This is a genomic window from Algoriphagus resistens, from assembly GCF_001442615.1.
In the GTDB taxonomy this organism is placed as follows: Bacteria; Bacteroidota; Bacteroidia; order Cytophagales; family Cyclobacteriaceae; genus Algoriphagus; species Algoriphagus resistens.
This window is the reverse complement of the sequence record NZ_LMXN01000017.1, coordinates 14,344-29,141: the sequence shown is the minus strand read 5'-3', so window position 1 is coordinate 29,141 and position 14,798 is coordinate 14,344. Positions and strand designations below refer to the sequence as shown.

General features: G+C 41.2%; 11 protein-coding genes and 2 tRNA genes. 5 read left to right on the top strand and 8 right to left on the bottom strand.

The annotated features are described in order from the left end of the window. Positions 1–3 precede the first annotated feature (3 nt). On the top strand, positions 4–1,656 hold the full coding sequence (locus tag AS141_RS22685) for a S41 family peptidase (protein ID WP_057940000.1): 1,653 nt from the start codon (positions 4–6) through the stop codon (positions 1,654–1,656). Between the two features lie 143 nt (positions 1,657–1,799). Then, entirely contained in the window at positions 1,800–2,231 is a 432-nt protein-coding gene (locus AS141_RS22680; RefSeq protein WP_057940085.1) for a VOC family protein, read from the top strand. Between the two features lie 296 nt (positions 2,232–2,527). Here the strand turns inward: AS141_RS22680 and AS141_RS22675 are convergent, their stop codons facing one another. Continuing rightward, positions 2,528–4,486, bottom strand: coding sequence for a M1 family metallopeptidase (locus AS141_RS22675; RefSeq protein WP_057939999.1), 1,959 nt, complete (start codon positions 4,484–4,486; stop codon positions 2,528–2,530). Between the two features lie 157 nt (positions 4,487–4,643). Between AS141_RS22675 and AS141_RS22670 the strand changes: the two genes are divergently transcribed. After that, positions 4,644–6,470: a TonB-dependent receptor plug domain-containing protein gene (locus AS141_RS22670; RefSeq protein ID WP_057939998.1), complete on the top strand. Its 1,827-nt coding sequence runs from the start codon at positions 4,644–4,646 to the stop codon at positions 6,468–6,470. A gap of 93 nt (positions 6,471–6,563) precedes the next feature. On the opposite strand, the gene AS141_RS22665 is transcribed toward AS141_RS22670, so the two are convergent. From AS141_RS22665 to AS141_RS22645, 5 genes are all read right to left on the bottom strand, one after another. Continuing rightward, positions 6,564–6,638: transfer RNA gene (locus tag AS141_RS22665), tRNA-Val, on the bottom strand. A 43-nt stretch (positions 6,639–6,681) separates the two neighbouring features. Further along, positions 6,682–6,756, bottom strand: a tRNA-Val gene (locus AS141_RS22660). A gap of 134 nt (positions 6,757–6,890) precedes the next feature. Continuing rightward, entirely contained in the window at positions 6,891–8,435 is a 1,545-nt protein-coding gene (gene amaB, locus AS141_RS22655; protein ID WP_057939997.1) for an L-piperidine-6-carboxylate dehydrogenase, read from the bottom strand. Between the two features lie 56 nt (positions 8,436–8,491). Then, positions 8,492–9,523, bottom strand: coding sequence for a DUF4421 domain-containing protein (locus tag AS141_RS22650; RefSeq protein ID WP_057939996.1), 1,032 nt, complete (start codon positions 9,521–9,523; stop codon positions 8,492–8,494). A gap of 578 nt (positions 9,524–10,101) precedes the next feature. Continuing rightward, positions 10,102–10,854: a hypothetical protein gene (locus AS141_RS22645; RefSeq protein WP_057939995.1), complete on the bottom strand. Its 753-nt coding sequence runs from the start codon at positions 10,852–10,854 to the stop codon at positions 10,102–10,104. Between the two features lie 132 nt (positions 10,855–10,986). Here AS141_RS22645 and AS141_RS22640 point away from each other — a divergent pair, with 132 nt between their 5' ends. After that, on the top strand, positions 10,987–11,811 hold the full coding sequence (locus AS141_RS22640) for an FkbM family methyltransferase (RefSeq protein WP_057939994.1): 825 nt from the start codon (positions 10,987–10,989) through the stop codon (positions 11,809–11,811). A gap of 5 nt (positions 11,812–11,816) precedes the next feature. On the opposite strand, the gene AS141_RS22635 is transcribed toward AS141_RS22640, so the two are convergent. Both AS141_RS22635 and AS141_RS22630 read right to left on the bottom strand, forming a co-directional pair. Then, positions 11,817–12,527 (bottom strand): glycosyltransferase family 2 protein, encoded by a 711-nt coding sequence (locus tag AS141_RS22635; protein WP_057939993.1) that lies wholly within the window; start codon positions 12,525–12,527, stop codon positions 11,817–11,819. Positions 12,528–12,609: 82 nt separating this feature from the next. Next, positions 12,610–13,812: a pyridoxal phosphate-dependent aminotransferase gene (locus tag AS141_RS22630; RefSeq protein ID WP_057939992.1), complete on the bottom strand. Its 1,203-nt coding sequence runs from the start codon at positions 13,810–13,812 to the stop codon at positions 12,610–12,612. Between the two features lie 133 nt (positions 13,813–13,945). On the opposite strand from AS141_RS22630, the gene AS141_RS22625 reads away from it, so the two are divergent. Further along, entirely contained in the window at positions 13,946–14,797 is an 852-nt protein-coding gene (locus AS141_RS22625; RefSeq protein WP_057939991.1) for a toxin-antitoxin system YwqK family antitoxin, read from the top strand. Position 14,798: the final 1 nt, after the last annotated feature.

Below are 14,798 nucleotides of genomic sequence, written 5' to 3'. Positions count from 1 at the left end.
GCCGTGAGCGAGACGAAAAACACTAAATCCCAAATCAGACTCCCTATAATATTGGCACTTGCCATTTCCGCAGGAATTTGGATTGGGGCCACTTTTGCTGAGCCAAAAGGAAATCAAAATGATCTGAGAGCTGCACTTTACAAGTTGCAAGAAATAATGACCTATGTCAATAGAGATTATGTGGACAGCGTCAATACCAATGAACTGATAGAATTTGGTATCAATAAAATGCTTGAACACTTAGATCCTCACTCAAGCTATATCCCTGCAAAGGATGCTTCATTGGCACAGTCCCAACTGGATGGGGAATTTGATGGAATTGGGGTAGAATTTGGGATCATAAGGGACACAATCTATGTGGTAGCTCCTCTTACTGGCGGACCGTCGGAAGCACTGGGAATCCAATCCGGTGATCAAATCATCCGGGTAGATGGAGAAAACATGGCAGGAGTCGGTGTGACCAACCGCGATGTCTTCGAAAAACTACGGGGTCCAAAAGGTTCTGTGGTCGTAGTGGACATGAAGCGTAAAAACCAGGATGAGCTGATCGAGTACAAAATCACCCGAGACAAAATCCCCCAATACAGCATCAACGCTTCCTATATGGTCAATAATGAAATCGGCTACATCAAAGTAACCAGATTTGCAGCGACTACTTACGATGAGTTCAAAGAATCAATCGCTGACCTGAAAAGTAAAGGAATGAAGAAATTGGTGATTGACCTTCAGGGAAATCCAGGCGGATACATGGGTGCGGCTATCAATATGGCAGATGAGCTATTGGGAGAAAAAGCGCTCATCGTTTCCCAAGAGGGAAAAGTTGAGCAATACAACCAGAAAGCATTTGCTTTCAAACCTGGAATGTTTGAGGAAGGGCCTGTGATTGTGCTTGTAAATGAAGGATCTGCCTCTGCATCTGAGATTTTGGCAGGAGCTATCCAGGATAACGACAGAGGATTGATCGTAGGTAGAAGATCTTTCGGAAAGGGCTTAGTCCAGATGCCAATAGATCTTTCGGATGGAGCAGAGTTACGATTAACTATCGCAAGATACTATACCCCTTCTGGCCGATCTATCCAGAAACCGTACGATGCAGACTATGAAGCCTATGAAAGAGACTGGATAGACCGATACGAGCACGGGGAATTTTTCTCAGCTGATAGCATTACCTTCAATGATAGCCTGAAATACGAAACGGTAAAAGGACGCACTGTCTACGGTGGTGGAGGGATCATGCCTGATTACTTTGTTCCTTTGGATACTACGATGTCCTCAGCATATGTGAATAGGCTTTTCAATTCAGATTCGAACCGGGAATTTGTACTCGATTATGTGAATGAGAACAAATCCAAATTCGAAAATATGAGTTTGGAACAGTACTACAATGACTTCACTGTTAGTGATGCGATGCTCAGCGAATTGGTAGAGTACGGTAAGAAAAACAAGGTGGAGTTTAATGAAAAGGATTTCAATAAATCAAAATCGTATCTCAAAATCCTAGTAAAAGCCCATTTGGGAAGGCAACTTTATGATGACAGCGCTTTCTATAAGGTAGTGAATGACATCAATGAAGTCTATCTTCAAGCCATCAAGCTTTTTGATGAAGCGGAGAAACTGGCTCTGGCTTCGGACCTTCACAACGAAGAGGAGAAATAAAAAACTACCTTTGAGCTCTTTAAGTTACAGATGAAAGCACTCGCCTAGGTGAGTGCTTTCATGTTTATTATCTGATTTTATTTTCAATCTATCCCCAAATACGCTAACATTAGCTTTCCAATTAATCTATGATCCAAAAATCAATGAAAGCACTATTCACCTTTATATTACTAGGAATTACCATGAGTACTTTTGCCCAGATTAAAGTAAACCACATCGCTGTCCATGTAAGCAATCTGGATTCCAGCAAGGAATTTTATCAGAAAATAGTAGGTCTGGAAGAGATCGAAGAGCCTTTCAAAGACGGACTTCATGCTTGGTATGACCTAGGTGGCGGTGCGGCTCTACACATCATCGAAGCGCCAAATGTCCCAACCCAAATCTCAAAAGTAAATCATCTATGCTTCAGCATGAAGGATATGGATGCATTTATAAAAACATTAGAAAGCACCAATTACCCCTTTGAAAGCTGGCCTGGAGAAAAGGGAAAAATCACTACCCGTGTAGATGGAATCCGCCAAATCTACATCCAGGATCCTGATGGCATGTGGCTGGAAATCAACGATGATTATTGATTGATATACGAACCAAATTACACAAAAGTGGACTTCCCGGCTATTTGAGGAAGTCCACTTTTTTTGTCAATTCTGAACCGGGGTCTTCCCTAAGGTTCCCCCACAGCGGATGAGTCTGTAACTGCTTCGCTACTTTTTTCTATTCGGTTATAATGGCACTTTAATAATCTAAATGGAGATTAGGGTTTACACCTGGAGATGAAAGTGCTTACCCTTATTGACACATGCAGAAATGTGCAGGAGTAATTTGATCCTTTTACTAAAAAAGCCCGGACATATATCCAGGCTTTTGCAATTTACTTTTCATAGATGTTTTGTGGCCAACTATCATTTCCAAGATTCACATCCGGGAGAAGCTTGTTGGGATCGATTACCACTGATTTCACCGTTTTATCTGTTTTCAGTAAATAGTTCCAAGTATCGCCCCGCTGCCAGATCTCTACAGGAAGCATCTTAAGCTCGCTTGTACCATCCTCGAAAGTCACCTCCAACTGTACAGGCATCGGCATATCTCCCTTATTGGCCAATACAATCACAAAGTTTCCTGCATAAGGAATAACTGCTTCTACCCCCAAGTCGATATTACCGGTTCCATAAAACCATCCTTGCCAGAACCAGGAAAGATTCTCTCCAGCTACGTTTTCCATATGATTGAAGAAATCCGTAGGCTGGGGATGCTTGTATGCCCAGGTTTTGATGTAGGATTTGAAAGCATTGTCAAATCGCTCATGCCCCAAGATGTATTCTCTCAACATCAGTAAACCGAAGGCCGGCTTATTGTATGCCAGCATTCCAAGGTTATTGATATTCACCACATCAGGGTAAGTATCTATTCCCTCTCTGGTTTCACTGGTAAAGAAGTTCAGGTACCTGCGGGTTTCATTTAAGTTAGAAGGGTATTCGCCCTCATTGAAAGCCAGCGTGCTATAATGATTGATAAACGTATTGAATCCCTCATCCATCCAGGCGTAGCGGCGCTCATTCGTCCCTACGATCATAGGGAACCAGTTATGACCAAACTCATGGTCTGTCACTCCCCAAAGTCCTTCACCCTTGGAATTGTAGCTACAGAAATTCAATCCTGGATATTCCATTCCTCCGATATCCGCCGCTACGTTTGTCGCAGTGGCATAAGGGAACTCAAACCACTTTTCAGAATAATGTTCGATTGAAGCTTTGCTATATTCGGTTGATCTCGACCAAGCCTCTTGCCCATTTGATTCCTTGGGATAAACAGACTGTGCCAAAATTTTCTTTCCACTAGGTAAGTCAATTTTAGCAGCATCCCAGATAAATGCCTTAGAAGTAGCAAAAGCAATGTCACGGCTGTTTTCGATGGCAAAGTGCCAAGTGACTGTTCCATCCTGCTTAGGTCTGGTCAATTCTGTATTGCCAAGTTCTTCAGCAGAGATCAGCATGATCGTAGTATCACTTTCCATTGCTTTGTTGTAGCGATTCTGAAGTTCTTTGCTCAAGACCTCCTTTGGATTCAACAGCTTACCGGAACCGACCACAATATGATCATAAGGCACGGTAACTTTATAATCGAAATCACCATACTCTAAATAGAACTCTCCAGCGCCCAAGTAAGGTTCCACATTCCATCCTTCCACGTCGTCAAATACCGCCACTTTAGGATACCACTGAGCAAATGCATAAATCCAACCATCTTCGACTTCAAGTCTCCCCATTCTGTCCATCCCTTTAACCGGAACTTTAAAGGAGAAATCCATGGAGACAGTTGCTGTCCCACCTTTAGCCGGGATCGGCTCGTTAAACCAAACCTGCATTCTTGTATCTGAATCAATATGCTTAGTAGAGACTGATCCTTTAGAACCAACTTTTGCCTGCAGATTAGTCACCTCAAATCCACCGTCAGTATCGCCGTTGTAGCGATTGCCTTGAATAGGCGTAGTAAGCGTGCCTCGGGAATCTTCGGTAAACCTGTTTTGCTCCATTTGCATCCAGATGAAATCCAGCGCCTCCGGGCTATTATTTGTATAGGTCAATGTAATAGTACCAGTAAGTTTGTGCGCCTCTTCATCCAAGCTCACTGCAATTTGATAATCGGCTTTATTTTGCCAATAACCCACATTAGGCTTGCCCGATGCAGATCGGGTGTAGGTTCCTTTTCGGTTGATAAATTCCCCAAATTCACTTTGGTTGTTTTCCTTCACTTCTTGAGCAAAAGAATTGCTGATTCCTACGAGCAATGCCCCGGCAAAAAGCAGCTTAACTATAATTTTCCTGCGCATACTATTTGTTGATTTAGCCCAAAAATAAGAATTGCGCTTTTAAGCTTCATTATAATTTACATGAGAGTATTTCCTTTAACGAATTTTTAGAAAACTTTCATTATTGGAAAAAGCATATTTTGGGACCACTTTTGAGCCACCATTTACAATCTTACCCATGAAAAAATCAGTACTCCTAGTGGCTTCCCTGGCATTATACTTTACCGGGAATGCCCAAACTGACACCACAACACAGAACTTAGGTGAAGTTTTGATTCAGGAAAACAGAATCCAACTTCCTTTTTCAAAGCAAAGTAGAAACGTCTCTTTAGTAAACAAACTCCAGATAGAGACTTCTCCGGCCAGAAGTTTAGCCGAGGTATTATCATTTGTGCCGGGTGTGGATATCCGCCAAAGAGGGGTGACCGGTGTACAATCAGATGTAAGTATCCGCGGAGGCTCTTTCGAACAAACACTTATGCTGTTGAATGGCATTAAATTAAGCGATCCGCAAACGGGACATCACATGATGAATATCCCGGTTCCTTTGGTCAATATCGATAGAATAGAAGTAGTAAAAGGTCCTGCATCCCGTATTTTTGGCCAAAATGCCTATGCTGGTGCCATCAATGTGATCACAGATCTCAGCGATAAGAAATACGCCAGAGTCCAAGGCTATGCAGGTGACTTTGGGATGAAAGGGGTAAATTTTGCCGGCTCCCTCCCTGTCGGAAATTACAGACAAAACCTGGCTATCTCCTACGATGACTCCAATGGGCATTGGTACAACTCAGATTATCAAGTCAGCAACATCTTCTATGAAGGCGGTTTTGATATCAATGCGAAAAACACGCTAAAGGGAATGATTGCTTATACCGATAGAGATTTTGGGGCAAATGGTTTCTATTCCAGCACCTTTCCCGACCAATGGGAAAGTGTGCAAACCACATTGACTTCATTAAGTCATAAGTTGACACTAAATAAGTTTTATTTGAACACGCGCGCCTATTTCCGCAGAAATCAGGATGAATATGTATTAAAAAGAAATGAGCCTGAATTCTATAAAAATAATCATACGACAGATGTGATCGCCTTAGAAGCTAACGGAAATTTTCAAAGCAGTCTTGGCACTACCGGATTCGGGATCGAAACCAGACGAGAGTCCATAGAAAGCACCAATCTTGGAGATAGAGAACGTACAATTGCAGGGATATTTCTAGAACAGATGATCAATTTTGGGACAAAAATAGACCTACGGGCAGGAGTATATTCCAATTATTATTCAGAATACAACTGGAAGCATTTTCCCGGCGCCGAACTGGGATTTCAAGCTACTAAAGAATTACGGTTCTATTCTGGCTATGGAATAAGCTTCAGAATCCCCACGTATAACGATCTCTACTACCAAGGCCCTACTAATATCGGAAATGATCAGCTTGAACCTGAGCAGGCTCAAAACTTTGAAGTTGGTGCCAAGTGGTCCAAGTCAGGCTTTTTCGCTGAACTGGTTTATTTTAACAGAAATACCGACAACCTGATTCAATGGACAAGACCTAATGCGGACACCCCTTGGCAGCCTCAGAATTTCAGCGAAGTAAAATTCAATGGAATAGAAGCTTCTGTGAATTATCGGGTAAGTCCAACTGGCAGAACAGTACAGGTCAAGGAATTTATGTTTTCCTACAACTACATACATGCGGATCTGATCAAGCAACCGGGCATCGAAACTAGTTATGCATTTACCGCTCTGAAAAATCAAACTATAGCCGGAGTACTTATAGGCATTGGCCGAAAAGTGGAATGGAACACCAAAATGAGGTATTTGGAGAGAATGAGCCAAGATCCTTATTTCTTGCTGGACATGCGGGTGGATTACAACCGTACAGGTACACTTGGATTTTTTGCCGAAGCTTCAAATATCACCGACACAGACTATAGGGAGGCTGGGACAGTTCAGATGCCAGGACGTTGGTTCAGAGCTGGATTTATGTTGAATTTGGAGTAGAAAAGTTACTATTCAATCCAATTAAAAGACTGTTTCGTGATTGAGACAGTCTTTTTTTGGCAAAAAAAATCCCGAAGGATTCGGGATTGGATGTGGGAGTTGAGGGATTCGAACCCCCGACCCTCTGCTTGTAAGGCAGATGCTCTGAACCAACTGAGCTAAACTCCCAAGAAATAATTTGTACTTACTCTTGAGCAACAATAATAAGATGTGGGAGTTGAGGGATTCGAACCCCCGACCCTCTGCTTGTAAGGCAGATGCTCTGAACCAACTGAGCTAAACTCCCATTGTGTCCCAAATGGAATGCAAAGGTAATTTCTATTTTCTTTTAACCAAATACATTTTACCCCACCACACTTAATACATTGAAAATGAGACCAAATATTTCAAAAATATTTACATCCTGATTTTGATGGTCAATTAAATAGTAAACTTAATTCCCTGCGCTAGCGGTAAAGTGGATGAATAATTGATTGTATTTGTCTGTCGGCGCATATACGCTTTCCAGGCGTCCGAACCTGATTCCCGACCTCCGCCTGTTTCCTTTTCACCTCCAAAAGCTCCTCCTATCTCTGCACCCGAAGTTCCGATATTTACGTTGGCAATTCCACAGTCAGAACCTGATACTGCCAGGAAAGCCTCAGCCTCCCGCATATTGGTAGTCATAATTGCCGAAGATAAACCCTGGGGAACACCATTTTGTAACGCAATTGCTTCTTCCAGCGATTTGTATTGGATCAGGTAAAGAATCGGCGCAAAAGTCTCATGCTGGACAATTTCGAAGTGATTCTCAGCTTCATAGATTGCAGGTTTCACATAGCAACCGGATTCATATCCTACCCCTTCCAAAACTGCTCCTTCTACTACAGCCTTTCCCCCTTCTGCCTCCACTTTTTGTATGGCTGCCAAATACATCCCAACAGCTTCCTTATCAATCAGCGGGCCTACGTGATTCATTTCATCCAAAGGATTCCCAATTACTAATTTCCCGTATGCAGAAGCAAGTCTTGACTTTACCTCCTCAAATACATTTTCATGGATGATAAGACGCCTTGTACTTGTGCATCTTTGCCCCGCAGTACCTACAGCTCCAAACAAAGCACCACGGATGGCCATATCCAGGTCTGCATTTTCTGTGATAATAATTGCGTTATTTCCCCCAAGTTCCAAAAGTGATCTGCCCAATCTCGCCCCTACTGTTTGTGCCACAATTTTACCCATACGCGTGGATCCTGTCGCTGAGATCAATGGAATCCGTGTATCTCTGCTCATCATCTCCCCCACTTTATAATCTCCATTGACCAAGCTACAGATCCCTTCGGGCATACCATGCCTGGCAAAGACTTCGCTGGCTATCAACTGGCAGGCAATTGCCGAAAGAGGAGCCTTTTCCGAAGGCTTCCATACGCACACATCTCCACAAACCCACGCCAATGCCGCATTCCAAGACCAAACAGCTACAGGGAAATTAAAAGCTGAAATAATCCCAACAAGCCCCAATGCATGCCACTGCTCATACATTCGATGGCCGGGACGCTCAGAATGCATTGTAAGTCCGTATAACTGTCGGGAAAGGCCCACTGCGAAATCACAGATGTCGATCATCTCCTGCACCTCTCCCAAGCCTTCCTGATAGGATTTACCCATTTCATAGGAAACCAACTTGCCAAGATCGGTCTTCTTTTCACGGAGGGCATTGCCAATTTCCCGCACGATTTCGCCTCGCTGTGGGGCAGGCACTTTTCTCCATTGTTCGAAAGCAAGTTGAGCAAGGGTGATTACCCGCTCATAACTGTCGGAATCTGTAGTCTGAACCTCCCCGATCAATGAGCCATCCGCAGGTGAATAAGATGAAAAATAATCCCCATCTGAATCTATCGATTTGATACCTGTAGATGTACCTGGATTTTTACTTTTCAGCCCTAGCCGGGCTAGTGATTCCTGTATTGCAAACTGGTTTGACATAAGAAATTTTTGTTTTGATAGCTTTCAAAGCTAGTTTTTTTTGAAATGTTGACCAATCATTGCTTATTCAACATTTTGGAGAGTATGCTCAGTGGGTTCACTTTATTAAATCTTTTTTTGAATTTTCGGCCCGGTGTAATTTTATAGATCAGATTAAAGCGGTAATTCCCCGTATTCACAGCCTGATCAAAGGGCCCTGCTTTAATCAGATTCAGATTTTTGTACACATAGTTAAAATTAAAAGAGAATTTTTCATTGTTATAGCCTGCAAACCCCCTGAGATAATACGTAGGTACCACTCCCCATTGCTTAGTCTGGGTTTCATTTTCCCATTTAGAATACCCCCCACTCAAATTAACCGCAGCCACTCCCGTAAGAAAAAAACCTTTTCCAAAAACCAATGTCCCGGCCATACCGGCGTTGGGGCCTGCCTGAAAGTAGCCAGCCTCCTGAAAATTCATCGATTCAGATATAGCCATCTTAGGCAGCAAAAGTGAATCTCCTTTTATTTTTCCACCATAAACTTCAAATCCCACAAAAGGAGAAAATGCCGACTTCTTCTGAATATCTGCTTGTGTAAATGCCGCAGCAAGGGAAAGTCTTTCTCCGAAAAATAAGTAATTAAAATTCACACCAACTAAAGCCAATCGCATATCTTCTCTCAGATAATCTTCGTCAAACCCGTTAAGATCTTCAGCTTTGATCCTATATCCGCCATAGAATTGGCCAAAAAAATCAACGATAACTTTTGGTGCATAGATGTGAGACTGCAGATCAAGACTGAACGGCCAATCTTTCTGTCTATCAGGATTCAGAAACCCCACTGGAACAGCAATGTTTATAGACAAATTCTGATAGGTAAAACCCAAGCCCATATTTAATCCTGAATTAGGTATAAACCTGTACGGCGAATCCAAATCAGGCACCTGTACACTTAGGTCAGTGTATTTTTTTGAGAGATAGAACCTAATCCCAAATTTATCCGGCTCAGTTTTGACGTATGATGAATCGTATCCATTTAACTGGCAAAAGGCACTTTGACTGACAACGCATAAAAAAAACAATAAGAAAATCTGGATTCGGGTCATAAATGGAGGTGATATTCTTCTGGTGAAAGATCACCAAAAAATCAGCAAAAAAAAATCCGGACCGTAATCCGGATTTTTCTCAAACAGGTTGAGCTGAAAAAGTGGATCGATAAAATCCAATGTCTAAAAAAATGAAATACTTATGAAAAGTTGTTTAATCACCATTATAAAGCTATAAATTGATCGATAGAAAACAAACTTTTCTATCGATTATTTAGCTGAGATCCAAACAAATACATTATTTACAGCCAGTTTTTAGAAGAATTCAAATCATCCTTGAATTGCAATTACTTCACTACTTCAAAATTAAGGCTTTAATTCTACCATGTACACTGATCTCCTCGGATATAATCAGGCATGTTACTTAGGGAAACAGTAAAATCTCCATCAGATCAACCTACCCAAAGCCCGAAGTGATCATTTTAAATAGGATGGCACATCTACTCCAGGTTCAATTCCCGATTTTAGGTTGGATACACGATATCAAATTTCAATAATAGTTGGACATAGAAAGGCTGACCAATACAAATGCTAAAAAATGATAACGTAATAATTAAAAACGGAGGTAAGTTCCCTCTTTATTTTGCTCCCTTTGAAAACCAGATTTCCCGCTCTTTCATCCATTCAATTAAGGCTCGGAACATTCCTTCTTTTTGTCTAGAAGTCTGTCTCCCCTGTAAAAACTTTAATGACACATTATGTCCTCTATTCCTTTTGATAAATTTGAATAATTCATCCCTGGGCATCCCTTGAATCTTTACCCCAGAGAGGAAAGATGCCAACGGCAAACTTAACTGATCACGATGTGAGTTTTTGGAAAGAATTTCTGCCCACTTTTCCTCTATGGCTTCAACTTCCTTTGATTTATCCCTTACGATAACCATGCTTTCAAAAAGTCCCAGATTATCAGGGTATCCAAGATCTTTTGCATAGGCTAATGTCTTTGTCACTTTGTAGTTTAGATCTTTCTTCTTCCGAATGATTTCAGTGGCCTCCTCTTTTAAAGACTTTCGTTTTGGATGTATGCAAGTCAAAAAACCACCCCGAAAATATTTATCCAAGAACAATTGTGGGTCTTGGATGATTTCCATATTACCATCAATGTATATCGTCAGCCCGTAGGAAGCAGTGAATTTAAAACTGTTTATTTTGATCAAACGCTGCTGTTTTATAGGGTCTTCGGACCTAGGGATCGTCTTTATTTCCCAGCCATCAACTTCTAGATCGTCCTGATCGGTAAATAACCAAAAGTCAAAATCCGGATAATTCGCAACTGGTTTAACATCATCGTATCGATTGGTTACTACAGAATAAATCAGCTTTTTGGTCATGAAATCAGAATATCATTTATAATTAATTAAATATCGCTAAGAATACATGAAGTGAAAAATGCAACTGCAATAGAAATTATGGTTATCATTGGGTTATCAATTAGCAATCGATTCTAATCATTTACAAGTTTCATGCTTAAGCATCAAATCAAATCCGCCTTTAAAACGTTTTGGAAAGATTTCAGATTCAATCTAAGCGCCACGGACAATCTTGCTTTCATTTCATTTTACAAATATCTTTACCATCCCCAAAAAGGGAGTTTATCTGAATTCCTTTCATCCTATTCACTTTCAAAGAAAGGGGATTTCTATGTAATCCAAATCGGAGCAAACGATGGCATTACCCATGACCCAATCCATAAATTCATCAAAAGGGATCGATGGAAAGGAGTATTATTGGAACCTCAGCCGGAAGTTTTTAGAAATGAACTGAGCAAAATTTATAAAAAAAACAAAGGCCTTTATCCAATTTGTGCAGCAATCGGAAAAAAAGACGGATTTCAAACACTTTATAAAATAGGGTTTTCTGAAATGAGATGGGCCACCGGTTTAGCCTCCTTTTCCTTAGAGAAAATTGAAGACCATTTTCGGAATGGTCTTGTACAAAAGAATTGCAAAAAATATGGCCTGGAAATCCCGTCAGATCCTAAACAACAAATTGTAGCCGTGGATGTGGAAGTAATTTCACCTCAATCTTTGATTAATAAATATAACATTTCAAAAATCGACCTATTGCAAATTGATGCTGAAGGTTATGACCTCCAAGTAATTCTTATTTTTGACATCGCTAACACTAATCCAGAAGCCATAATTTTTGAAAATGAGAACCTTGACCCGGATAGTCTCGAATCATGCTACGACCTGCTAAGGAAAAATAATTATATATTGAAGGAATTTGGACGGGACACACTCGCATTAAAGTCCTCAAATACTGAGATGAAAATATTCTTGGATTAGAATAATCAGATTTTATCCCATCCCTTCCAAAATTTCAAGAAATAGTATTTCAGTGGATTACTATATTTGAGTTGCTTCCAGGGCCTGCTAGCATGAGGTCTGTGCCAAACCGGCGAGTTCATCAGCACATGGTTTTTAAATCCTAATTCGATAGACTTCTTAGAAATAAACGTATCATACCAATCTTTGGCTTCATCTAGCCCCATAAAATCATAGGCTTTTAAAAACTCGGCAGAAAATAAGGTGCAACAAAAACTCAAACTGCGATGCGTATCAATAACGGATTCTTTTATCCCTTTGAACTTCAGATAAGGAAAATTCACTATACCGTTTTCATCGACTGTCACTGATCCTACCAGCCCCGATTTTTCATTTACGCTTTGAAAATTCAGCAAATCAGCAATTGTTTCTGGTTTAACCACCACATCAGATTCAATTACCAACAATGGCAAACCTTCTTCAATTGCTATTTTCTGAGCCATCTGAAGTACAAGCTTGTAATTAGGGGAAGGGTGATCCGTGTGGTCTTCCAGATGGATCAATTCATAGCCGATCCCAACTTCATTCGCTTCCAAACCAGCTTTGGTTTCCTCCGTACTGAAGTCGTTAAAAATAATGTGTTTTACTTGTACTGAAGAACTAGCTATAGCTCTTGCAGTATCCAAGGTTGTTTGAAGAGAGTTTTTAACGGGAGTTATTACGATTACTTCTGCCATGGGGTAGTTTTCCCCAAAAATAGACCTTTCTTTTGAGGCAAAAAATAACCCCGGCTTTTGCCGGGGTTTTAGGTAATGATTATTAGGCTAGTTCGCCAAGTGCCTTTTTCATTCTGCCTAGCGCATCAACCAGCTCCTCGTCAGAGGCAGCATAAGAAAGTCTGATACAATCCGGCGCACCAAAGGCCGCTCCAGTCACTAGAGATACATGTGCCTCAGCCAAAAGATACAGGCACAGATCATCTGCATCTTTTACATCATGCCCTTTAGCAGATTTGCCAAAGAACGCAGTCACATCCGGGAAGAAATAGAATGCGCCCTCAGGCACGTGAGTTTTGATACCTGGAATATCGCGAAGCAAGTCCAACACCAAACCTCTTCTTCTCAGATAAGCATTTGCCATTTCAGTTGTTGGAGTTTGGTCTCCGGAAATTCCTGCCAAAGCAGCTCTTTGGGCAATCCCTGTTCCTCCTGAAGTGAACTGCCCCTGAATTTTTTCCACGGCCTTTGCCATCCAAACCGGCGCGCAGATATAGCCAACTCTCCAGCCTGTCATTGCATATCCTTTAGAAAAACCGTTCACAGTGATTGTCCGGTCAAACATTCCTGGGAAAGAAGCTATACTGTAGTTTCTACCCGCGAAATTTATTTTCTCATAGATTTCATCAGCGATCACCATAATATTCTCATGCTTCTTCACCACCTCGGCGATAGCTTCCAGTTCTTCTTTGCTGAATACAGATCCTGTAGGATTACATGGGGATGAATAAATCACCCCTTTCGTATTTGGAGTGATGGCAGCTTCCAGTTGAGCAGCAGTTGCTTTGAAGTTATTCTCCAAAGTTCCTTCGATCAGCACAGGCACACCACCTGCCAATTTGATGATCTCAGCATAGCTCACCCAGTAAGGAGAGAAGATTACGACTTCATCACCTTCATTGATCATACACATGAATACGTTGGCAATGGAATGCTTGGCACCGGTAGAAACTACGATGTTTTCAGCTTTCGCCTCAGCGATTTCATTTTCTTCCCGAAGTTTCTTTGCGATGGCTTCTCTCAGATCCTGATAACCAGCTACCGGAGGATATGAAAAGTACTTGCCTTCGTCTATTGCAACTTTTGCAGCTTCTTGAATATGCTTTGGTGTCTTGAAGTCAGGTTCGCCCAAACTAAGGCTGATGATGTCAATTCCTTGGGATTTCAGCTCTCTTGCTTTTTTTGCCATGGCAAGAGTGGCTGATTCCTCCATATTGATTATCCGGTCTGATAAAATAGAATTCATTGTTTGAGAGATTTTTTTACAAATTCCACAAAAATAGAGAGAAGATTATAAAATCTAAACAATCGGCGGCTTTTGATCTCGAAATGTTATTTTTGGATAAAATACACCGAAGTAAATTGCGTTTTTATATACAATGGGTCGATTTTATATCAGTTTTATTTGTCTGCTGTTTTTAAGCCAGATTTCCTTTGCCCAAAAAGAAGATGCAGAGGGCAAATCCGATCCTGATAGCAGCGGGGTGGTCAACTCAGCTTTGCTCCCGACTACCATGCCTTTGCTGCTTTTCGACGACTCAAAGGAAAAAGAGGAAAAGAAGGAGAAAAAGAAGAAAGCACGCAAAAACGAATGGTTTGGAATCAAAACTCAAAAAGGCTATACACGCAAGGAATTCCGGGATCAGCGGATCTTTGAATACTTCAATTATACAGATATAGAAAGACGTCCAGACCCTTATATTCGAGATGTATATTGGTTTGATCCGCAGACGAGATCCGTAAAATCGGATGGATATACACTGGGCCAAGGGTATTTGCTTCATGGGCCATATGAGCGCATAATCAATGAAGAAGTTGTCGAAAGCGGCATGTTTTACTACGGAACCAAGCATAAAACCTGGATGCTATTTGATTCCAACAATATATTGCAGGACAAAAACCACTTCGATAGCGGCTGGCCCCTTGAGTCCAGAATTAAATACTACAATCAAACCTCCAAGACCATTAAGGAAATCATTCCTGTACAATACAGCCTAGAGGAAGGTAATTACTTTCATTTTTATGAAGATAAACAAGTTGCTGTCACTGGAGAATATCAATTTGGTGAAAAAGTAGGACTCTGGACAGAATATTGGGATACCAATAATACCAAAGCGATCCGAAAGCGGGAAATCCAATATCAGGAACAGGCTTATACAAAAAATTTCCGCCCCTATATCCGCGCAGAATGGGATAAGGACGGAAACTTAGTTTACCGAAAGGACAATTGAC

Excerpts from the sequence above, each read along its gene's own strand:
- AS141_RS22680 (WP_057940085.1), top strand. The coding sequence starts at position 1,800 with ATGAAAGCACTATTCACCTTTATATTACTAGGAATTACCATGAGTACT.
- AS141_RS22675 (WP_057939999.1), bottom strand. The coding sequence starts at position 4,486 with ATGCGCAGGAAAATTATAGTTAAGCTGCTTTTTGCCGGGGCATTGCTC.
- AS141_RS22670 (WP_057939998.1), top strand. The coding sequence starts at position 4,644 with ATGAAAAAATCAGTACTCCTAGTGGCTTCCCTGGCATTATACTTTACC.
- amaB (WP_057939997.1), bottom strand. The coding sequence starts at position 8,435 with ATGTCAAACCAGTTTGCAATACAGGAATCACTAGCCCGGCTAGGGCTG.
- AS141_RS22650 (WP_057939996.1), bottom strand. The coding sequence starts at position 9,523 with ATGACCCGAATCCAGATTTTCTTATTGTTTTTTTTATGCGTTGTCAGT.
- AS141_RS22645 (WP_057939995.1), bottom strand. The coding sequence starts at position 10,854 with ATGACCAAAAAGCTGATTTATTCTGTAGTAACCAATCGATACGATGAT.
- AS141_RS22640 (WP_057939994.1), top strand. The coding sequence starts at position 10,987 with ATGCTTAAGCATCAAATCAAATCCGCCTTTAAAACGTTTTGGAAAGAT.
- AS141_RS22635 (WP_057939993.1), bottom strand. The coding sequence starts at position 12,527 with ATGGCAGAAGTAATCGTAATAACTCCCGTTAAAAACTCTCTTCAAACA.
- AS141_RS22630 (WP_057939992.1), bottom strand. The coding sequence starts at position 13,812 with ATGAATTCTATTTTATCAGACCGGATAATCAATATGGAGGAATCAGCC.
- AS141_RS22625 (WP_057939991.1), top strand. The coding sequence starts at position 13,946 with ATGGGTCGATTTTATATCAGTTTTATTTGTCTGCTGTTTTTAAGCCAG.